The 22130-nt window shown below is 54.4% G+C and carries 12 protein-coding genes; 6 read left to right on the top strand and 6 right to left on the bottom strand.

The window, feature by feature from the left end:
• Positions 1-152 precede the first annotated feature (152 nt).
• The 6 genes from DFS28_RS11160 (at position 153) to DFS28_RS11135 (ending at position 14372) form a co-directional block, all read left to right on the top strand.
• Positions 153-3944 (top strand): ATP-binding protein, encoded by a 3792-nt coding sequence (locus tag DFS28_RS11160; RefSeq protein WP_132834025.1) that lies wholly within the window; start codon positions 153-155, stop codon positions 3942-3944.
• Positions 3941-5110 carry a hypothetical protein gene (locus tag DFS28_RS11155; protein ID WP_111449787.1) on the top strand — a complete coding sequence of 390 codons (1170 nt, stop codon included), beginning with the start codon at positions 3941-3943 and terminating at the stop codon, positions 5108-5110. Before DFS28_RS11160 ends, DFS28_RS11155 begins: the two co-directional genes overlap by 4 nt.
• A gap of 105 nt (positions 5111-5215) precedes the next feature.
• Entirely contained in the window at positions 5216-6682 is a 1467-nt protein-coding gene (locus DFS28_RS11150; RefSeq protein ID WP_111449786.1) for a hypothetical protein, read from the top strand.
• On the top strand, positions 6669-7517 hold the full coding sequence (locus DFS28_RS11145; protein ID WP_111449785.1) for a hypothetical protein: 849 nt from the start codon (positions 6669-6671) through the stop codon (positions 7515-7517). Before DFS28_RS11150 ends, DFS28_RS11145 begins: the two co-directional genes overlap by 14 nt.
• Positions 7495-13266 carry a hypothetical protein gene (locus DFS28_RS11140; RefSeq protein ID WP_111449784.1) on the top strand — a complete coding sequence of 1924 codons (5772 nt, stop codon included), beginning with the start codon at positions 7495-7497 and terminating at the stop codon, positions 13264-13266. The genes DFS28_RS11145 and DFS28_RS11140 overlap by 23 nt, the downstream gene beginning before the upstream one ends.
• Positions 13263-14372, top strand: a complete 1110-nt coding sequence (locus tag DFS28_RS11135) for a hypothetical protein (protein ID WP_111449783.1) — start codon at positions 13263-13265, stop codon at positions 14370-14372. Before DFS28_RS11140 ends, DFS28_RS11135 begins: the two co-directional genes overlap by 4 nt.
• Before the next feature lie 475 nt (positions 14373-14847).
• On the opposite strand, the gene DFS28_RS11130 is transcribed toward DFS28_RS11135, so the two are convergent.
• The 6 genes from DFS28_RS11130 to DFS28_RS11105 all read right to left on the bottom strand — a co-directional run bounded on the left by DFS28_RS11130 (position 14848) and on the right by DFS28_RS11105 (position 21781).
• A complete protein-coding gene (locus DFS28_RS11130; protein WP_111449782.1) occupies positions 14848-15999 on the bottom strand; it encodes an MFS transporter in 1152 nt (383 codons plus the stop codon).
• A gap of 100 nt (positions 16000-16099) precedes the next feature.
• Positions 16100-17134 carry a GlxA family transcriptional regulator gene (locus DFS28_RS11125; protein WP_111449781.1) on the bottom strand — a complete coding sequence of 345 codons (1035 nt, stop codon included), beginning with the start codon at positions 17132-17134 and terminating at the stop codon, positions 16100-16102.
• A gap of 47 nt (positions 17135-17181) precedes the next feature.
• A complete protein-coding gene (locus DFS28_RS11120; RefSeq protein ID WP_111449780.1) occupies positions 17182-18531 on the bottom strand; it encodes an MmgE/PrpD family protein in 1350 nt (449 codons plus the stop codon).
• 86 nt (positions 18532-18617) lie between these two features.
• A complete protein-coding gene (proX, locus tag DFS28_RS11115) occupies positions 18618-19661 on the bottom strand; it encodes a glycine betaine/L-proline ABC transporter substrate-binding protein ProX (RefSeq protein ID WP_165933957.1) in 1044 nt (347 codons plus the stop codon).
• 69 nt (positions 19662-19730) lie between these two features.
• Complete coding sequence (proW, locus tag DFS28_RS11110) at positions 19731-20735, bottom strand: glycine betaine/L-proline ABC transporter permease ProW (protein ID WP_223527127.1); 1005 nt, start codon at positions 20733-20735, stop codon at positions 19731-19733.
• 8 nt (positions 20736-20743) lie between these two features.
• The gene (locus tag DFS28_RS11105) at positions 20744-21781 is read right to left on the bottom strand and encodes a glycine betaine/L-proline ABC transporter ATP-binding protein (protein ID WP_111449779.1); all 1038 of its coding nucleotides are present in this window, start codon (positions 21779-21781) and stop codon (positions 20744-20746) included.
• Positions 21782-22130: the final 349 nt, after the last annotated feature.

The following is a 22130-nucleotide window of genomic DNA, read 5'->3' as shown; positions in this document are numbered from 1 at the left end:
CGTCGCTGGCCGATCCCTCGAGCACTCATGCCGAAATGCTCCCATCTGAAACCGGCGCCCGATGCCCCGACCGATGGCTGCATTTTTTGATCAGTAGCGGCATCAACGGAATGCGTTGAGCTAAGGCGAGACAATCGCCCACGCCGGATGACATGATTGTGTTCAGATTAAGTGATTTTTGGAGCGTTTCGATAACAATGGAGCAGACATCTTCAGCGCTACCGGCACCTATGCGCGCCGGCGGCCGTGCCACAGAAGCTGGAATGGCTTTCCAGGCGGAAGTGGCGACCTGGTTTGCCGTTCACATACTTGTGCGCATGCCAGTAGGGGGCAGGTTCGGCATCAATAATCAGGCGCTTCCGATCGCTATCCGGCTCGAAACAGGGGAGGGCCTTGATGACATCGAGGTGACCCAGTCGGACGGTGGTGCGCTCCATATCCAGTGCAAGACCAGCGCGACCTTAGGTCTCGGGCCAAGGGCACCGCTGTCCAAAACGGTTGGACAGCTCGTGCGCTGGGTTGCTGATGCAAAGGCTACGGGCGGTCTTCCTGATCTGAATCGAAACGTCGCCCTGCTTGCGGTGCACGCCGACGCGCCGCGTACGTTGGACACTCTTGAATCAGCTTGTCGGGCGTTCGATCTGGGTGGTGCCTGGACTGTGACGCGCACTCAACGTAATCAGGCAGAGCGGGAGGCCCTCGACACATTTGAGGCGATTGCTTCCCCGGCTTGGAGCGAGTATCGAGGCGCGGCACCTGGAGGTGGCGATCTTGCGGACTTAGCGCGAATTTTTCGCATCCCGCGCTTCTCCATGGATGAAGGACACAGTAATTGGCGCGAAGCCTCACAATTATTGGGACGTGCCTTGTTCGGTGGGGATGCTGCGGGCGAAGCGCCTCTGCGCGACCTCAAGGGCATCATGCGTAATCTGATTGCCACCGGCGCCCCTGCCGATCGTGACGGTTTGTTGCGCGCTCTGCGTCGTCGTGGCCACGTCGATGTCGGCGCCCCAGGCTTTGAGCCGGATATCGCCAAACTGCGCACAGCAACCGCCAGCGAGCTTACTCGACTCGCGAGCCATGGTCAGTTGCCACTTGGTGATGGCGTGCCAATCACGCGCGAGAGCGATGCACCGTTGTTGGCAGCCATCATGTCGGGTTCGCTGCTAGTAGTTGGCGAGCCGGGTGGGGGGAAAACAGGCGCATTGATCCATGCCGCTGCTGCAATCGCGGCTGCGGGCGACACCGTTGTGTTTCTTTCACTCGATCGTTTTCCTGGCGTCACTATGGCGTCTCAACTTACCTCTGAGCTTGGGCTCACGCACCCGCTCGTTGAAACCCTTGCAGCCATGCCCGGAGCCGGTCAAAAGGTACTGTTCATTGATGCGCTCGATGCTGCGCGTGGTGCACCCGCAGAAGGGGTATTTGCTGCGCTGATTGAAGATGTTCGTAAACAACTCGCTGATGAATGGATCGTCATAGCATCGATCCGTACCTTCGATCTCAGAAACGGTCATCGTTACAAGAAAGCTTTTTTGGGCGAACCTGCCAATGCCGGATTTGCGGAATCTGGTCTTTCAAACGTACGTCACTTTCTTGTTCCACGCCTGAGTGAGGTCGATCTCGCTGCAGTAGGTACCGCATCACCGGAGCTGGGCGTATTGCTCAGTTCGGCGACTCGGCCTTTCGCAGAGCTACTGGGTAACGTCTTTAACTTGTCCTTGGCTGCAGAATTACTCGCCGACGGCACCGCACCTGAAGCATTCCGCGCAATTCGTACTCAATCAGGACTGGTTGACGTTTATGAAGATGCGCGGCTCAACACGACGCAGCTTCAACAGGCCGCGACTACTGCGGTGAGGACTATGATAAACGGCCAACGCCTAGTAGTGCGCAAGGTGTTGATTGAACATGCTGCTCTCGACGCGGTTATCCAGGCAGGCGTACTCACTGCCACGGGGGACTTGGTAAGTTTTGCCCACCACGTATTGTTTGATCATATCGCCAGTCGTTTCCATCTCGCCTGGGACAACTCTGAGGCACTCCTTGCTCAGATCGCCGGTGATGCATCAACGGCGCTTTTGCTCGCGCCAGCGCTTCGATTTGCAATCGAAAGAATCTGGCGTTTCGATCAAGTGGGACGACCTACGAGCTGGAAACTGATCAGCGGGATTTACGGGACAAGTACTATTAATTCAGTGTTGGGGAGCATGGCGCTGCGGATCGCAGTCGAAAACATCGAAGATGAGAGTGATGTCGCCGGGTTGATGGCGCGTATGGCTACCGCCTCAAAAGAACCAGGATTCGCATCGCTGCTCGCGCGCCTTGCTCGTTTCGCCAAAATGGTTTCTGAATCGGTCAAAGTCATTGCAACCCCTACAGCCATCGCGTGGGGTAAGCTCGCAAATGCTCTTTTAGCAAGCGAAGAGCAGATGCTGCTGGATCCGGCTCGGTACCTGCTCCATACGCTGATTGATCATGGTGATCTCGAGGATCCAAAGCTTCTGGCAGAGTTCGGGCAGGCAGCACGAGCACTACTGGAGGTGGGTTGGATAACCGCTTCATCGCACATCGCAGATAGCGCAATTCGCTTCGTCGGCAGAAGTTTTGCCTCGGACCCGGTGGCATCACGGACACTGCTAGACCGCATATTGCGTGAACCCCATTTTTCGAAACATGCTGACCGAGAGGCCACACGGCTCGCCGGAGAGATTGTTCCGATCACGCGTGCTGATCCTGAGTTTAGTGTCGAAATCTACGCGGCCCTCTACAGCCAGCAGATTGCTGACGACGCTCCCACTGCGCTCGGCGGGCAACACAGTCGCATTATGCAGCTTACCTCTAATAGGCGGCAGAACTATGAGCATTGCCGTTATCAATTGGGTGCAGCCATGGGCGAAGTTTTGGCGATTTCGCCCGAACATGGCACGCGCGCACTGATCGAGGCCCTGATAGGTGCAGTCGCTATTCGAAGCCGTGGCGGCAATTTTGCGGCTGAACTGATCGATATCGGCAGCTCGACGCTAGAGCTTCGCGGGCTCTTCACTGAGTTCAGGGCGTGGGATCAGCAGGAAAGTCATCCGGCAAAGGAAGATTTGTTGCATCACTATGTGCGCTTTCTGCGTGAGTGCAACGTTGCAACCTTTAGGCTTAGCGTCACAGCCGCATCGCGTGATTACGCCACCGCGTCAGTCTGGACGCGGATTTTTGGTGTTGGTAGCGAACGGATTTCTGAGTTGGGCGACCTTCTCTGGCCGCTGATTGAGCGACCTGATTTTCTCGAAAACAGGTTTACCTCGCGCGCCGCGGCTCAGTTTTTAAATGCCGCCTGGACGTCGCGTACGCAGGAAGAGCGCGTGACATTTGAGACAATGGCGCTCGATGCGACGCGCTTCACTGATACAGAGCGTCTTCACCAATGGCATCGCGTCTTGGGCCACATTTTAGCGCCAATGCCACCGGAAACCCTTGAGCTGGAGGCAATGCGCACGCTGCAAAATTCGCTTACTACTCGGGAGCTCCTGATAAATGACGAGCCGTATCGACCCCAGGTTGCTTGGGTAGACACAGAAGATTACGAACTTGAGCAACTGCGCCGGGCGGGTGTCGATACGAACGCCGGCCCCCACCGTGAGGTGCTCGATGCTTCGAACGCTCTTTACGCCCACGTACAACGCACATCCAACGACAGCCTGGCGCCCGAACTGGTATTGCTATGGGACGAGGCAATGGCGTTGCTTACCTTGATTAATGCGAATCCTGATCTGCACGATCAAGTCGATCGCCCAGCCTGGGGACATCTTGCGTGTGCAGTAGAGCGGGTTGCGTCTAGCTCCAGTTTTATGCCGGGCGCAGATGGCTTGCCGGATATTGAAACGCTAATTGCAGTCTTGGATCGGCTCTCGACTAGCCGCTATCCCGAACCGAACGAGACTGAGTCATGACCATCAGCTGGGGGAATTGGGACGTGCGTGTATATGCTGCTGATGCCTGGGTTTCACTTGCTTCTCGTTTTGGGGCAGAGCATTCGGTAATCATCGACCGACTCGAAGAATTTCTCCAAGATCGTGAGCCCGCGGTTCGGCTTCAGGTGGCTCAAAGACTTCAGGTCATAAGCGCTGTCGCCCCCGAACGCATGTGGGCGATGGGGCAGCGTATAGCGGCTCAGGAGACCAGCGCTGAAATAGTTGGCTTTTACCTCCAGTATTCGATGGATCCTTTCAGTGTGTCGGAGCCAGAGCGGTGTGAAGCTGTCTTAAGCATCATCAAGAATCGACTGTTTGTAGATCTTGATTTAGATGATCAAGAAAACGAACATCTTCAAGATACTCTCAGCGGCTGGCTTGCCCAGCTGTATGTAGGTCAGGGCCGAGCACTCTCGCGTACCTGGCTCGAGGAATGGGTAGTCGAACCAGAGCGCTTTGGCGGTTTGCTCGGCCGTTTTACTTTCAACCTGCGCGCAGCTTTTTTTGAGCGCTATCAGCCCGAGAACACGACCCAAATCTGCGCCATCTGTGATCGCGCGCAGGAAAGTCTCGCGCTTATCCTGAGGCCGGCAATCGCCATCTCAGCTGAAGCCTATGGGGTGCTTATTTCTGATGCCGGTGAAGCTGACAAGGAGGCAGCAGGCAAACGGTTCGAAGCAGCAGAGAAGGTTATCCATCAAGGGATGAATCAGCTTTACTTCGGCTCCGGTGCCTTTGAGAGCCATGGTGATGAGAAACCCGGGTTGCCGAATGAGTCTGCAATGGCGCACTTCCTAGCTGACTATGCTGAAATACTTGCGCTTATTGCAAACACACGCAATCCCGCGACGTTGCACCATTTGATAGAGCTTTACGGCTTCTTGATCCCCGGCAACCCAATCGCTGTCTTTGAGACCATTCACGAGATTTTACTCGGACGTGGTAAGGAGGAGGGCTATCACTACGAAAGTCTTGGTGGCTCGGTGATCGTAGAGATTGTGCAACGTTACATCGCCGACCATCGCTCGATCTTTGAGGACGAAGATCAACGTAACAGGCTGGTGGCGATTCTTCAGGTCTTCTCCGAGGTCGGATGGCCCGATGCGCTTAAGCTTCTTTACGATCTTCCAGACCTGCTGCGTTGAGCAAGCAGTTTATCTTTGACATTTCAGCGCGATGGATGCATATGAGGTAGCTGAGGGCGAACCTGGCCGGACCCTTCTGGGTAGAGGCATCGGAGGGTGTAAACAATGGATCTGTTTCAGGACGACGTGCCGGTGATGGCACAAAATCTCTCTTTGAGCCAACTTGGCTCGTCGCCCGAGGCGTCATCTGAACTGCCAGCAGAGGTGAGACTGGTTGCGGCCGTTTCTCGGCTTATCGATTTCCACCAAACCCGCAGTAGTGGTGGGAGTATTTCGACCCCTGAGGTTCCTGAGTCCGCAGCAGGCAACCTTCATCTCGCAATCTCGTTGATCTCTGCGCTTGGTCGCTGGGAGCTGGAGCAAGGTCAGACTCTGGTTTCGATCAAACTCCTACAGCAGATCCTTAGCGAAGACGTGCAAGCCTTCGATGAGGCAGCGTTGGAACACTGCATCCTGTCGCTTTCCCGTCCACGAGAAATTCGTTACGGCGTCCAGACCACAGAGGGCATTGCCTACGCTCGCACCAGCGATACGACGCCGCTTCTGATCTTTGATAGCAGCTTGAGACAGGTTGGTCTTACCGATAACGCGAGACTGTTCATCCGTGTGGCTGAGCTAAAGGACAGCTGGTTGTACAGCGATCTAGATGCGCAGCGTCTGCTAGCCGCTCTCGAGCGGCGGCAGTTTGGGGATATCCCGCGCTTCTGCCGGGAGATGCTCCGAGATCTTGCGGCCAAAGCCCGTCAAATTTCGGATGTTTCGGAGCGACCAGCTTATACCGATCTGCGCTATGGCTTGATTCGCGAGGGCGTCACCATCAGCAGTGCACTTCGGGATGCTGCAGACCTAGTGCATAAGGCGATGCAACACCTCTTCTCGCCACCTGTAGTAAGCGCCTTCGATCTATGGAAAGTCTCGAACAACATTTCGTATGAGCTGAGCAATCTCCAGGCGGAGATGGAAAACGTTCTTCAGGTGACGGAGAGTCTTTCCAGGAAATTCGTGCGCTTTCTGACCGATGCGCAGAAGGCGCAAACAGTTCGAAGCCCATCGGTAGGTTTTTTGGAGCTGGTCCACTCGCTTCATTCACGACCAGATGGGTTCCTTGAGCAACTCGAATCTGCAACGACCGATTTTGTCCCCTGGTCCCCCGACCTGGCCTTCTTTAGCCCCGATCTCATCGCTGGCGAGATCAGCCTATCGAGGCTCTATGCCCAAAGTCTACCTGCTCCGCCCAAGCTCTCGTTCCGCCAGACCGATCAGGTGGATGATCGTGTTGAACAGGTGCATGAATTCCTGCTGCGCAATGCTGAGCTGATAATTGATTCGTTGAAGGTTGGCCCCAAGCCACTCGAAGAGCTGATGAGTCTTGACGGGTTGGTCTACGAAGGGGGGGAGGGGCTAGCCGACTTCACAGGTATTTACTCCTACCCTGAGGTCTTCGAGGTGGGTAACCAGAGCATCCGAGTGGTGTATCAGGACGACCTTATTGAGGTTTCATCAGAAAACTCCGTGCTGGTTACCAATAATCCGATTCTGTCCCTGGAGGAAGTAGCTGATGTCCCCAGCTGAGCAAGGCTTCGTTTTCTCGATGCTACTTAAACACCGGGAACTCTCCACCCGTCCAATAGGGCGCTCGGCGTTTCCCGAAGAAATACGAACAGCTCGAATCTTGTACGACTGTGGGCAGACGGTACTTGATGACTTCGATGAATTTCTCTCCGGGCAAGGTCTTGGGTTGCGGATTCTTGATGGCATCGCAGACCTCGCTATTCCGGACCAGAGCGGGCGCCCGATTGTCTACTATATCCTGTGCCGTCGGTTCGGTGAGGAGGCTCCGTCCTACGTGGACGTCCGGGCATTCTTTTCGGATTTCCGCGACCGGCGTCGAGAGCGTAGCGCTGATGACGAAGCGGTGGAGTTGAACAAAACATCCTCGGTGTTTTGGATTGCGAGGCTTTGGTTGACCCTCCAGTACTTCTTTTACGATCGAATTGATCGGCCGGTAGGCAACCTCTACAACTGGCGCAACGCCATGGTGAAGGAGACAGACTTCATCACTCAACTGAAGACTGATGTCGAGACGATGGGAAACGCAGGTCGCCCTGAAGGCGAGGCTGGGCTTCTTTGGGACGATTATTGGCAAAAGCGAGAGAGCATCCCTCAGATTGCTCGCCGGTTCTTCAAGCTCATGAAGCAGTACCGAATGATCGAGCCGACTGACCAGGAAGGAATTTGGCGTCAGACACTGGTGGCTGCCGTGGATATGTCTGGTATCGCTGACCGTTCGTTGCGCTACTTGATGCCCGCGGCCGATCAAGCGCTTTTGCTTCGCTCCCAATCGCTCATCAACGGCTATGAAGAGTTTTCTATAGGAGAGGAAGATGCCCCTGATTCACGCATTTGAGGTCTCAAACTTCCTGAATCATCGACGAAAATCTCCTTGGATGCCCGACTGGCCCTGCAATCGCTTTCTGCTGGGTGGCTTCCATGCGGCGCTCAACATTCCGAACGGGCGCGGCAAAAGCACGATGATGTTGATGCTCCTGGCGATGCTGGCGGGGAAAACAAAAAAACTGAATCAACTTATGCGAACACACGGCGCGCCGGAGTTTACAGGTTCATTCACGCATCTGCGCGTCGAGATCACTCACCGCAATCCGGACCACGAAGACCTGCTGCTGGGGCTTGTTGGACCCAGCGATGGCGAAAGAATGGTGTTCGGTATCTATGGCAACGCGAGGGAAAACCGGGCATTCGACTTCTACGCCTATCGAGGGACGTTAGATGACTGCCCTCTGGGAGTGCAGGTAGGGCCGGTCATCGACCTGTTCTCTCGTGAGGAATTTTTAGATTGTCTGAGGAAGCGCGCAGGTCTGTTTCCATCCAACCAGAAGGAGCGGCAGGACGAAGAGTGGCGGCGCTTCATCGCGGAGCACTTCGATTCGGCGGCAATTCAGCAGCAATACGCATATCAGTTGGCGAATGCTGCTGAGGGGGCAAGTACGTACTTTGATGTCGCCTCCAAGACCGGCAACTACAGCGCTGAACTGTTCTACAAGCACCTCGCCCCTGAGCTACTCGCAGATGTGATGGGGAGTTACAGCGAGGAAGATGAACGTGGCATCGAAGACACTATCCATGAAAAGGCCAGTAGCGTGGTGCGGGCGCGTAAGCGAACTCGGGAGACAGCGCGCGAGCTGGGAGCGGCTAATCGTGTTCTTGAGTGCTTGAGTGAGCTCGACGCTGAAGTGCAGCAGATTGAAGCGGCACAAGCCGATCTACATGCCACACGGCAGCCATTGATTGAGGAGCTTTGCGTTCTTGAGGACGCCGTCGTCACGAATCCGATCGCAGGTTCACCCAGGGTTCCTTCTGCAGATGATCCCGATCTGTATCTCTACATGCTTCTCCAGCGCAGCGAATGGTGGATCACCGATCAGGGGCTCGCATTCCTGCTGAATGAGTCTGTGAAAACTATTAATCAGCGAGCAATGAGGGCCTTGGTTGCACGCACCGACATCACTAGCGTTCAGAAATCGCAAGTCATTGATTTATATTGTGACCTTGCTCGTCGAACGCCTGATCGCGGGGGGCACTCAGCCAAGCTTTACAATCTGCAGGATGCTCTGACTGTCTGCTTCGACGCGATGAAAAATTGGTCGGGAGAGGACAGCGAAGCCGTTGTTTCGCAGTTGAAAGCGGCTTTTGCTTGGGCGAAGGATCAGGCAGATACCAATCCGGCTCGTCGCGAGATCCGAAAGGCTAATCTTCAACTAGCTGCTATCGCGGCGCAGAGCCGCGTTTTGGAAACGGAGAGCGCATCGCTTGATGAAAAAGCTTCCGAACTGAGGCAAGAGGAAGAAGGCCTTAAGAGCGGCGGCATGGCTTGGGAGGCGCTTCAGAAAAGCGGCTACTTCAGTGAACAAGAGCTAGCTGACCCAACAAACACTGCAGCAGCTGTCGCGTCTGAAGCCGCGCGCGCCAACCAGGGGGTCGATGACCACAACAAGATCACGTCCGAACGTCGATTAGTTTTTTTGCAGTGGCAAGCATTCCAGGCCGAATACGGTGACGGCACCTCTCCAGGAGCGCTGGCGGAAGACCTGGAGCAAGAGAAGACCGTGGCAGAGCAACAGTCGAAAGACGCGGAAGGCCGCCATGCTACCCAGAAGGACTTTGTCTCGGGATTGTCTCGGGAACACGAACAGGCTAGATCCACCGTAGAGCAACTTCGCCAAAGTCATTCCAAGGTGCTCCACCATCTCCCTGGCACCTACAAGTTCAAGGAGATGTTTGCGGGTGAACCCTCGGACGGGTTGGAGCAACTAGTTCGCAGCCAGCTAGATGATGCCAAAGCGAAGCAGAAGCGTTGCTCTGAAGATATGGGAGCACTCTTTGGAGCAGTCAAAGCGCTCAATGTATTCAATCAAGCGTATCCAAACAGTGACCCGGCTCAGTGGCTCCGTGCGCGAGAAGATGCGCGAAAGGAATTGATAAACCAAAATGCAGCCACTCGCATGGCATTGGGACGTTCGCAGGAGTTGCTGCAGCGCGCCGACAAGCATTGGCAGACAGCCATTCCATTTGAGCTGCGCTTCTCGGGATCCTCGACTGACGGGTTGGAAGCGAACGTTCTGAACGAGCTCCAAAGAGCGCAAGCGTCGCTCGACCAAGATGAGTCTGCCCTGCGCTCCATTCAGCCGGACTTGGCGGCGATTGAGCAGTTTCAGCATCGCTTCCCCAACATGCATCCTAGTGAGTGGCTGGCAGACCGAGACCAGAAGTCGGCTCATGCGGCCGAGCAGATTTCTGCAAACAGGCCGCGATTGGAATCGTCACTTGCTCAGCACCAGGTCGTTTTGGAGCCGCGGGCTCAAGCTGAAGGATATGACACTTGGTTCTTGAATGAGGATCCGTACGGCCTAGCGGGCAAGGTCGTAGCACAGTTGGAGTCAGCAAGACAGCGGCGAATTGATTTCGCCAAAGCCCTGACTCACATCCAGGCAGAGCTTGATGCTGTCGATGTGTTTAGGGCCGAGGTTGCTGAGGTGGAGCCCGGTCTCTGGCTTGAACAATGGCGTGCATCTCGTTCTGACGTTGAGCATGCTCTGGCCGAGAAGCGCGGAGAATATGAGCGCGTCGCTGAGCGGCGCCGAATCCTCGATAAAGAGCCTGTAGTACCGAATGCAACGGCACGTGCGGCGACGGAAATAGCGGGGACTGCGGCTCAACCACTTTACGCTTTTATCGAGTCTCTAGAACTCAATGAAGCTCGCAGGGAAGTGGTTCTATCGCTGTTCTCTGCTCTGATATTTGCTCCCGTGCTGTCCAACGTTGAAGCTGCTGCCGAGGTCGCTGTGCGATTGGCTGCAGCCGATATTGACGTGCCCGTATTGGTTGCCGGTCCGCTGGCCGAGTTTTGTCGCAGCGGATCAATTTCTTATCGAGATGGAGTGGCTGATAGCTGGCTAGTAGGAGTGAAGACCTGGCCGGTAGCTTGTCTGCTAGACCCTAATCTTCTTCTGCAAGAGCGCGCTCGGCTTAATTCTTTGCTCAGTGAGCTGCTGAGCCATATTGGCGACCTGAAGACAAGCTACGAGCGGTTCGTGGCGCAGGAGCCATTTGCTCGTATTGCTGCGCGGGCCCAGGACGCGATTGAGCGCGGGATCCCTGATCGCGGAAGTGAGCTCAAAGCCCAGATCCAGCGGATCGACGAGGCCCTCCCAGCACTTGCGAATCGTGCCTCTGATGATGCTCAGCGAACGATTGAGTCTCGGATTGTTGTCACCGAAGTATTAGGCCTGGAGTCCGGCGCTAGCTGGGATTCCATTCTGCACTCCATGGCTGAATTGGATAGCCGTATCCAGGAGCTTCAATCCTGTATCAGTGAGGCGCAAACTATTCTTGCCGAGCTTGAGCGAGATGTGGACCAGGAAGCCAATGCGGCCATCGCTGCGAAAGCCATTGGTGAAGGCAAACCGTCTCAGGCAGAACAGCTGTGCGGATCCATTGCCCGCCTTCGCTCTGCATTGCCCGGTTTTGAAGATAGGGTATCGGATGAAGCTAGGTCTTCTATTCGCGCCATGGCAAGCCTTCAGGACTTGCTTGGACTCGCTTCTCACGCCTCCTGGCAGATCGTTTTGGAAGCACGGTCCAAGGTTGAGGAAGAGCAGGCCGTCCAGGAGGCAAAGCTCCAGGAAATTTTCCAATCGATCGAGGAGTTGAACCAGTCTTCATCGATTGAGTCCTTCGCACGCGAGGCCGCCGCGGCCATCGAAAGCGGAGTTCCTGAGCGACATGCCGCATTGGTGTCGCTGAACATTGATCTTGGCCAAAGGATGCCTCTGCTTGAGGCGCGAGCTTCGTTCGATGCACTTACGTCCATTCGAGCCATGCGTGCTGTAGAGCAGGAGCTGCAGGGCAGATCGATTGATGAGTTGAGTCTTGCGATTGAAGCGGCGGATACCAAGCAAGGCGACCTCTCTGACGATCTCGCTACCAGCCAGACATTGCTCCAGGAGCTGGAACAACTGGGCAAAAAATGCCGGGAAAGACTTCTCCAAGCCTATTCACAGTACCACCAGATTGATGACCTCAGAGGTCTCCAAACCTTCGCAGATCACACGGAATATGGGCCCGACTTCATGAGTAGGGCTGACGATACAAGCGTCCACCTTGAGCGTGCGCGAGACCATGCTCAGCGCAGAGCTGCGTTCGATTTTCAGGGCGTGACGCAGTTTGTGGAAAGCGGAGGAAGCGCTCGCCTGACGTCAATTCAGACGGAATTAGGGCAGGGAGAAAAGCGCCGGCTAGACATTGCCGAGGTGCTTAAGACCAATCTGACAACGCATGAACAACTACGGCAGGCCCAGGATCCGCTTCGAAGAGCTGCTCAGATCATTGACGAGTCAATTATACGAGTGCGACGTAGCTACCTAGAGCGCAAGAAAGTGATACCTGACGCCATCGCTCTGAGCCCCGAACAGCTCCGCAGCCACGAGCTTTATCAGGCGTTTCATCCTAAGGGCGATTTCTTGCTCATGGACCTCGCGCGCAGCATGGATCAAGCCTGTGAAAGACTAACGTCGGAGGAGGCTGAGCAGTTGCAGCAACGCTACAAAGATGCTGACCAGAATCTCCAGCGTCATACGGAGAATTTCATTAAGCTCATCGACAAGGCGCTGGGCGACTCTTACCTCAAGTTGCCTGAGGTGGCACGCACGCAGCTACGGCAAGCGCGACAAAATCCATTGTTAGTCACTGCGATGCTACAAGCGACCCAGGTGTCTTACACTGAGAACCTGAAGGTCAACACGATTGCTGATAATCACCTTACTGAGGAGCGTGCTGGACTCAGCAGCTGGCTTACAAACTTCACGCTACGCCTGCCTGACAACCTTAAGACATTGCGAAGTATCTTCTCCCCCAAGGTGGACCCAGTCTCCAAGACTGTACTTCGGGCTGGGTTCATCATCGAGGCAAAGGTTATCGATTCAGAGGGAATCCAGGCGTTGATCGAATCGATCATCCAGGATGTAGAGGATTACGAGGCAAATGATCAGGCTAAGGAGTCCTTCGTAAGGGATACCCTGAAGCGCTCGTTGAGAGACAATATCCGCGAGAACTTCTATCGGAAAGTCATCGTCAGCCCGCGCATCTATCTCGTTCTGCCCGCGATGAGTGCGGTAACTCTCGAGATGGAACGCAACATGGCAAGCTCCGGCCAGGGCATCGCAATCACCTTCCTGTGGATCTTGCGGCTTTCTGAGTTCATCAGTGAGCGAGAAATCCGTCGACAAACCGTTGGGCGTGCACAACGTAAGCGGATGCGCGATAGGTCCACAGGCTTCACCATTCTGGACGGTGCCTTCTCGCACCTGTCTTCGAAAAACTTGATCGCCGAAACCTTGAAGGGGATCGAGGACACGACGGGGCGCTTCCAACTGATTGTCACTGTCCACGATCCGGCCTACCAGAATGACTTCAACCGGTTCCCGGCCCTGGTTGTAGCGAGAGAGATGCAGGGGCATTACATGCGCGCCTGGTCTCACCTGAATGAAATCGGAGAAACAGATGCTTTAGGTCAGAACAGCCTTGCTACCTTCCAAGCCATACGGGTGTTACGACCAGCCTCAACGGAGGATAGTCGGTGAGCATTGATGACCGGTTGCCGGAGCTACAAGATGCAATCTGGAAACGACTTGGGAAAGGTTCTTTTCTGAGGCCAACTGGGTTACTGGAAAAGCTTGGTAAAGACCTGGGAATTCACCCCGACGACGTCCGGCGTGGATTTATTCGTCTCAAGGAGCAGGGGTGGTTGGGAAACGTGGCATCCAACGGAATTCCGCTCGGCCAGGTCAGTATCCTGACTCCGAAGCCAGCGGAAGCTGAACCAGCATCGCTATTAGCTTGGCGCTCGGCGTTACAGCGCTGTGCCTTGGATGAGGGTTCCAAGGCTCTGCTCGAGACAATACATTTGGTGACTGATGGATTGTCTCCAGAGATGTTGGAACGTTTGGCGGCTGGACTTGGCCACTTGCGAAACGAGCTTAACCAACCCTCAACAGAGTCGATGTTTGTCATTAGCTCCAAGCACCTACTTGGGTCATCAAAAGTCATCGGCAAACTTCCGGCAGCTACGTTGCGACAGTTCTGTCCCTCCCTGTTCGCCCAACCAGATCGCATTCCATATGTGGTGACTGCTGGTCCCGCGATGCCAGAGCGAGTCGTGCTGATTGAGAATCCTTGGGCATTTGAGCGCGCCATTGAGGCGGGCCTGGCGAGGCGTCACGCATTGATTGCCACTTTTGGCTATGGGCTGTCCAAGAGCGGTGATGCCTATGGCAAGCAGTTGCAGAACCTGCTTACAGGAAATTGGTCAGCCCTGATCCAATTGCGGAGAAATTCCGAAGTTGCAGAGATGAGTGAGTTGCTCACTCATCCTAGGATCGAGTTCTGGGGCGATTTCGACCTGGAAGCGTTTCGGATATACCGGAGTCTGCTTAAGCGCATTCCGCAGCTTGTTCTCAGTCCTCTTTACGGGCCACTGCACTCCCTCCTTCAGGCAGGCAAAGGACATGAGTATCATCAGATCACTGGTAAGGAGGGACAGGCTGCTTTAAGCGCCGATGAGTTTGCGGACCTGCCAGAGATCCGACAACTTGCGGAACTGTGCGCCAAATGCGGCTTGGATCAGGAGTGTCTCTCGTTGCAAGAAATTGCCACCCATGGCGAATCCGAACACCAATTCCCATGCTAAGTGGTGGAGAATGAAGCAGTGAAAGTCGAAGCTCTAGAGTGATCTCAAGCAGAATCCATGTCTAGTGAACCTGGATCTGTCTTTTCGGTGGGGACCCATCCCCTGTTGATCCTGACACCGCCGGCTTGATGATCGTTCGTCCGATTGGCTATGGGTAGAATCCAATAGCCTTGCTTAGAATTACCCCTTTTTCCGCTCTTGAAACACCCCAAAAACAAGTCCAGAATTGAGTCTTTTCCTGCTTCGGCAAGAAAAGAAAAACCTTAGATTTCAATGGGTCGGACGCCAGATGCGAGTCTCGTTTCCCGCTCCAAGCATTAAAAAATGGATCTCTGAAAAGAGGTCCATTTTTTTTCGTCCAAAGAAAAGTCTTTCTTTCGCCTTTGCCGAGTTCCTCCTGAAAGCACGCTCGTGGCTGCCAATGCGATATGGCGTGTCGGAGTGGCCAATGCTGAGCTCGCGTCTGAAAAGATGGTTAATGTCGAAGTAATCGAGCGGTCGCACTGACAAAAACCAACAGAACACTTACGCAGCCAAGAGCGAATGACAACGTGCTCAGATGGGCGACCGCTCCGATAAACACCGGACCTATCAGAATTCCCGCGTAGCCCATTGAGATGACAGCGGGGATGGCTACCGCCTGTGGCATACGTTGCTGGCGGCCTACAGCAGTAAAGAGCACAGGGACAATGTTTGAGCATCCAGCACCGACCAGAGCGTAGCCAATCAAGGATGCGGCCCAGCCATCGATTCCAAGCGACACGATCATGCCTGCGGCTGCGCAGAGTCCGCCAAGTGCAACGACGCACACGCCGCCTAGTTTGCTGACGATGGCATCTCCTGTCAGGCGGCCCACCGTCATCGCAGCGGCGAAGGATGCGTAGCCCAAGCCGGCGATGCTCGGCTCTAACCCTCGGCTCGAGACAAGGAAAACCGCGCTCCAGTCGAGGATTGCGCCTTCAGTGAGGAAGACGATGAAACAGAGTCCCCCTAAAAACAGCACGATACCCCTGGGCATCGCGAACATCGGTCCACCCCGTTCAGTGCCGTAAGTCAGCAAAGCAGGCGCAGCCTTGTAAAGCGATCCCAAAACGGCGGCAACGATGCAGAGCACAGCAACCAACGGATGCAGGCCCAAGGTCAGCAGAGCGGTCATCGCCCCGGCGCCTAAAATACCTCCAACGCTGTAGAGGCCGTGGAAGCCGGATTGAAGTGCCTGCCCGCTGTTTTTTTCGACTATGACGGACTGAATGTTCATGGCGCAATCCAGCATGCCCATACTGACGCCGAAGAGAATGACAGCGATGACCAGACCCGGCAGCCACATCAAGGTGCTCAATAGCGGAAGAACGGCACACAAGACAATCGTCGCCCAGATTACGACCGGGCGGCATCCATAGTGTGCAGTGAGATACCCAGCGAAGGGCATGGCCACAATAGATCCACCGCCCAGGCCAAGCAGCAGCAACCCCAGGCCACCATCGTCCAAGCCAGTGCGGGCTTTAATCAATGGGACCAGAGGCGCCCATGCGGACATGAGTAAACCCGCGATAAGGAAGGCGATGCGTGTAGACATCCGCTCGCTGTGGTTAGCCGTGGGGACCAACACGGGCGATGGAGCATTCATAGTTCTCGGTAATCCTTATCGATGATGCTAGCCATCGTTTGTTCGGCTTAGACAGTACGGGTTTCTTGTGTGTTTTTGGTGGGCCGGGGTTTCGGAAAACCTAGCGCCTGCGCTCATACGTTGCTCTATAACTGCTTGGCGCGACGCCAAAGAAGTCTCGAAAGCGCATATGGAAGTTGGCGAAACTACAGAAGCCGGTCGCAATCGCGATATCAGTGATCGGCCGATTGCTCTGCAGAATAAGTTGCCGTGCTCGAGTCAAGCGCAGCTCCAGGTAGTAACGCGTGGGCGTGGCGCCCACGAAACGACAGAAGCGACGCTCCAATTGTCGTCGGGAAATGTTCACACATTCAGCCAGTTCGTCGATCGATAACGGCTCTTCGATATTCTTTTGCATCAGTTCTAAAGCGAGCTTCAGGGTTTGTGGCAAGGTGGGGTCAGAGTCAACGATGACAGTCGATATCCCAGACACTTCAGAGGCTTGATCGCAACTGAGTATTTCCTCGACAGCATGGGTCAGCGACACGCCTTGTTTAGCAGTGATGAGCTCGAGCATCATGCGTAACGAGCTGCTGGCGCCAGCGCACGTGATACGATTTTTGTCTATTACGTGAGTTCGACAAGTGACCAGGACTTTGGGGAAAACATCCTCCATCATCGCTCGCCCATCGGGATGGAAGGCGCATTCGACACCATCCATAAGCTGAGCGTCTGCCAGGAAAAATGCCCCGTTCCACAAGCCGCCCATGGTCGCGCCAAGGGACGCGACGTTACGCAGCTTGCGTCGTAATAGCGGGTCGCTGATCAGCTTCACTCGCAATCCCCCGGCGACGATGAGAACGTCGATACGATCTGTAAGTTGTGATAGCTCCAGGTCTGCCGAAATCGCAATTCCCAGATCGCTCATGACCAGACGGCTCTTGATGCCGACAGTCAACACCTCAAACGCCGGTGTTTCGCTAATCAGGTTGGCGGTCACCAGCGCGTCGATAGCGCCGGTAAACGACATCATCGAGAAATTGTTCAAAAGCACGAAAGCTACACGAGTCACCGCCTGTGGCTCTGTTAGTTTCTGCGCCGTACAGGAGTACCCCATGTTTTTGTCTTTGAGCACGCTCTCGAATACGAATGGCATAAATCCTCTTTGACACCTGAACGAATAGCTAAAAACCGTTGCTAAATTCAGGCAGCGGTTTTTGGAGCAGACAGCAACAAATCAAAGAATGATTGGCAGTCATCACTACCGGGCAGTGCCTCAACACTGTTTTTGATGGCATTGCTGAGTGTGGTTCCCAAACTGTCATCAGCCAGTAAATGGTATTTAGCGGTGAGTTCGTCACTCGACATAGGGTTGCCGGGGTCGCCCTTGGCCGTCGCGGTTGGGCTCGTAAGACGCGTGCCGTCTTTCAGGGTAACCGTGACGCGGGACAGTATTTCCTCCGGGAACCTGGCCGACAGGTCAGGCGCCTCATGAAGGGTTATTTTCTCGCTGATACTCAAGATGTCTGGCGCATGAATGGAATCCCCGGTGACCTCTTTAGGGCCCAGCTTCCCGCGAACGATCAAGGCCGCCAGCGGGAACGCCAGCGCATACTGGGCTTCGTCCGCATTCTTCGGAAAATGCCCCTGCAAGCACACAGACTCATGGAATGTTTCGACATCTATGGTCTCGATCAACTCTGCAGTGATGACCGGATGTGCTCGCATCAAATCGGTCATGGCGGTGAGTGCCGGTTGCGCCCAGCGACATACCGGCCAAGGCTTGAAATATTGCTCGTCGATCTCCCAACGGGTTCCGATGTCCTGCCAGAAAGTGGAAATCTCCAACGGTTCAACGGTGGCGGCTGGGGCGCCAGTGACACCGAGCTGCGCCATCAGTAGTGCGTTCAGTCCGGCATACGCCCCGGCGCCGTGGGCATCACGCAACATTGTCGGAAAGCTCACCAGGCGCATCATCGGGCATCTCGGGCCGAAGTATTCTGCGATACCCAGCGCATGACGGAATGTCGCTTCATCAAGCTTCAGCAGGCGGGCACCGGCGCAAACGACCCCGATTCCGGAAAAGGCGCCTGAGGCATGATATTCAGGAGCGGTGGCCATCAATGCCTGGCCCGCACGCAGGGCGGTCTCGTAACCGATGCACAGTGCGCTGAGGAATTCCTCGCCGCTGATGTCTTTGCCCTGGCTGCGATACGCGTCAACCAATGCAACAAGGGCCGGGACAACGGTTGCACCCGCATGTCCCTTGGAGGTGAAGTGACCTTCATGTGCATCCAGACTATCAACGCAGAAACCGCCTGCATACGCAGCGCCCAATGGATGCACGGCTCTGCCGTCGAACCAAAGGCGGCTGGACAGCTTGTTGGCAGAGTAGTGGGTGTCAGCGTAGGTTTTGAGCATCACGCTGGTTTGATTGTCGCGAGCACCGGCGGCCACACCAATGATGTCGAGCAGGCAAGTTTTAACCAACTCGCGTGTATGCAGGGGCGCGTCCTTGTAACTGAAATTCTGGACGAATGAATACAACTGCATTTCATGATTCCTGAATGATGAACGCCGAAACGGATAAAAAGTTGCCCGGGGAAGGGCAACCTTTTATGCAGATTTAAATGAAGGGATTAATTTTTTGCGGTGGCGGTATTAGCCGCGGCTCGTGCGTCTACCAGCCAGCTGTCGTATTTCGCGTGATGGGCCGCGATCCATTCTTTGGCGTGACGAGTAATGTCAGCTGCACTTTTTTCACCATTGTGCATTTTGAGATTTTGCGCGCTTTCATCGTCAGTAGAGATCTGCATTTCAGACAGGAACTTCACGGCAGCCGGATTTTTCTCGGCGAACTCTTTGTTGATGACCGCTCTGACACTGTCGACCGCGAAACCAAGGTTTTTACCATTGAAGGTAGTGTTGACATCGTTTTTACCACCTGGAAGATCCGTACGTGGCACGGTTAACCAAACAACATCTTTACCTTCGATCAGAACACCGGAGATCCACTGAGGTACCCAGGTGTAATAGAGAATCGGCTTGCCTTCTTTGTAACGAGCAATGGTGTCGGCCATCAGGGCAAAATAGGAGCCCTGGTTATTTGTGACAGTCTTATCCAGGCCATAGGCTTTCATATGGTGGGCAATGATCAGCTCACAGCCCCAGCCGGGGTTGCAACCAGTCAGGTCCGCTTTGCCGTCACCGTTACTATCGAACAGCTTGGCAATCTCTGGCTTTTTCAAATCATCGAGAGAGGTGATGTGATACTGGTCAGCCGTTTTCTTATCGATCATGTAGCCCTGTAGTACGCCCGGCATAATATTGCCGGTTTTCACCATCGCTTCATCACCGCCGGCCTTCGCGTAGAACGATTTGTGCAGTTCCTCCCACAGATGAACCGAGAAATCAGCGTCACCATTGGCAATCGCAATCATCATGGTGGAGTATTCGGTTTCCTTAGGCGTCTGAACGTCGTAGCCCAATTCCTTGAGCCCCGCCATTGCGATCTCTCCGCGAAATCGCTCTTCGGCGATTGACGGGAAAATCGGGGTGATTGATACCCCTTTTCCGGGCTCCTGCGCCGTGGCGGCTGATGCGAAAACAGGGGAGACCGCTAGTACTAAAAGCGCCACAGAGTGAATGAATTTCTGTTTTATTCCGAAGGTTGTGAAGTTCATTATCGTTTGCCTTGGCTGGATTAAAGAAGTTGGCATTTCTTTTGGTTCACGACGCGCCACTTGGCGGAGTTAGCTTTCTTTAGGACTGACTTCTATTTTCATGACAGTGTTTTTTCTTTTCAGGCGATAAATGACGCCCGCCGGTCCTGTCTGATACCAGTGTTCACCTTTGGTTGCCCTGTTACTGCGTTCGCCCATTGCCTGGGTCAGTCGGTCGAGGAAAATCGCCAGCAATACCAGACCCAATCCACCGACGGTTGCCAAGCCCATATCGAGGCGGCCAATCCCTCGAAGTACCATCATCCCCAGTCCACCAACCGATATCATTGAAGCGATCACCACCATGGACAGTGACAACATCAATGCCTGATTCAGACCCGCCATGATCGTCGGTGCAGCTAAGGGAAGTTGAACCCGCCTCAGCATCTGGCGTGGGGTGCATCCGAAAGCGCGTGCAGCTTCAACCTTGTCTTCCGGTACCTGGCGAATGCCCAGATTGGTGAGCCTGACCAGTGGTGCGACTGAAAAGATGATCGTGACCAGTACTCCCGGTACGTTACCGATGCCAAACAGCATCACCACGGGCACCAGATAAACAAATGCAGGCAGTGTTTGCATTGCATCGAGAACCGGGCGCAGAAGCATCTCTAGTCGGTCACTTCGGGCACACAGGACGCCCAGCGGAATGCCAATAACTGCACAGAAAAACAGTGAAGTGAGCACCAGGGCGAGGGTGATCATGGCGTCATTCCATACGCCGATCACTCCTAAGAGGGTGAGGGTGACGAAACAAAGTATGCCTATCTTTTTCCCTCCTATCTGCCAGCCGAAGAGCGTTGCAATAATAATGAATATTGACGGAGGAATAGCCAACAATCCGAACTGAATACCATTAAGTACTTGGTCGATTGGCCATCTTATCGATCGGAAAACCTCGCGGAAATTATGAACCAGAAAGTTCAGGGCAACTTCTACCCATTGGCCCAAAGGGACGTTGATGGATTGAAAGGGGTCTAGGAAATTGAATTCGTTCATGTCATCACCTGAATGTCCGAGCCTGGCAAGCCAGCAAATAGAGCCTGTTAGTGTCGGCTCATTGTTTGAAGCAGTAGGCTCTTGGAGATCGTGCCTTTGAACACACCCTGGCGATCGAGCACGGCAACTGGATTAACGGCATCAGCAACGATGTGAAAGACGTCCTGCAGAAGTACATCGTCGCGCAGCGTAGGAGTGGAGTGATCCATGGCGTACGGATGCTCTGCGCAAATTTTGGCGACATCACCCGCCTTGAGGATCTTCGAGGCATCAAAGCCTTTGAAGAAAGCTCTGACGTAATCGTTCGCTGGGTTGCAAAGCAGCTCTTGCGGGGTACCGATCTGAACGACCTGACCACCCTCCATGATCGCGATGCGATGGCCGATGCGAATAGCCTCGTCAATGTCATGGGAGATGAAGATGATGGTGCGATGCTGTTCTGCCTGCAGGCGGATCAGCTCGCCTTGCATTTCGTGGCGAATCAACGGGTCGAGTGCCGAGAAGGCTTCGTCCATCAGCAGAATGGCGGGGTCATTGGCCAGCGCTCGGGCCAGGCCTACCCGCTGCTGCATGCCGCCGGACAGTTGATGCGGATAGCTGTAGGCGTGGCCATCGAGCCCCACCTGTTTGAGTGCCTCGAGTGCACGTTTATGCCGTTCACTTTCCTCGACACCCGAGATTTCCAGGCCGAAAGCGACGTTGTCGATCACACTCATGTGGGGCATCAGGGCGAATGACTGAAACACCATGCTCATGTCTTTGCGACGAACGCTGAGGAGATCAGCATCTGACAGACCGGTGATTTCCTGGCCGTTGAGATGGATGGTGCCCGAGGTCGGTTCTATCAGTCGGTTGAACAGCCGAACCATCGTCGACTTTCCAGAGCCGGAAAGTCCCATGATGACGAAAATCTCACCGCGTTTTACGGAGAAACTGGCATCAAAAACGCCAACGACTTGACCGGTTTTGCTGAAAATTTCATTCTTGTCAGCACCGCGAGCCAGCATCTCCATCGCGAGCTTTGGCTGAGCACCAAAGACTTTGTAAATGTTTTTTACCGAGAGTATCTCGTCACCAAGACTCATAACCCCTCCTGCTGCAATTACGACGTAAGATCAAGAATTTAGGTGTACGTGTCTTGATCAGTTAAGACGGTGCTTGTGGGGGCAGTCAAAATGGGAGACAGATTGGGAATTAGTCATTGTGACCATCCTCTTTATTATGTGATGTTTATTATTTTTGTTTTATCGGCGCTGAATTAAGCAGTTCCTTGGGAACCAAGTTATTACCTAATAGGGTCAGCGTCTAACAACATTTCTTCCCGCCAATCAATAACGTGATGTTATCAATCATTTAAATAGGTCAATTTGCGACTGCGGCAGTGCTAGTTGCGAAGACGACTGCCGCGGGGCCTGTCTTAGACCCACTGTTTCA

Source organism: Pseudomonas sp. 478 (assembly GCF_003254125.1).
Lineage (GTDB): Bacteria > Pseudomonadota > Gammaproteobacteria > Pseudomonadales > Pseudomonadaceae > Aquipseudomonas.
The sequence above is the reverse complement of the archived record's forward strand: the minus strand, read 5'-3'. Positions and strand labels throughout refer to the sequence as shown.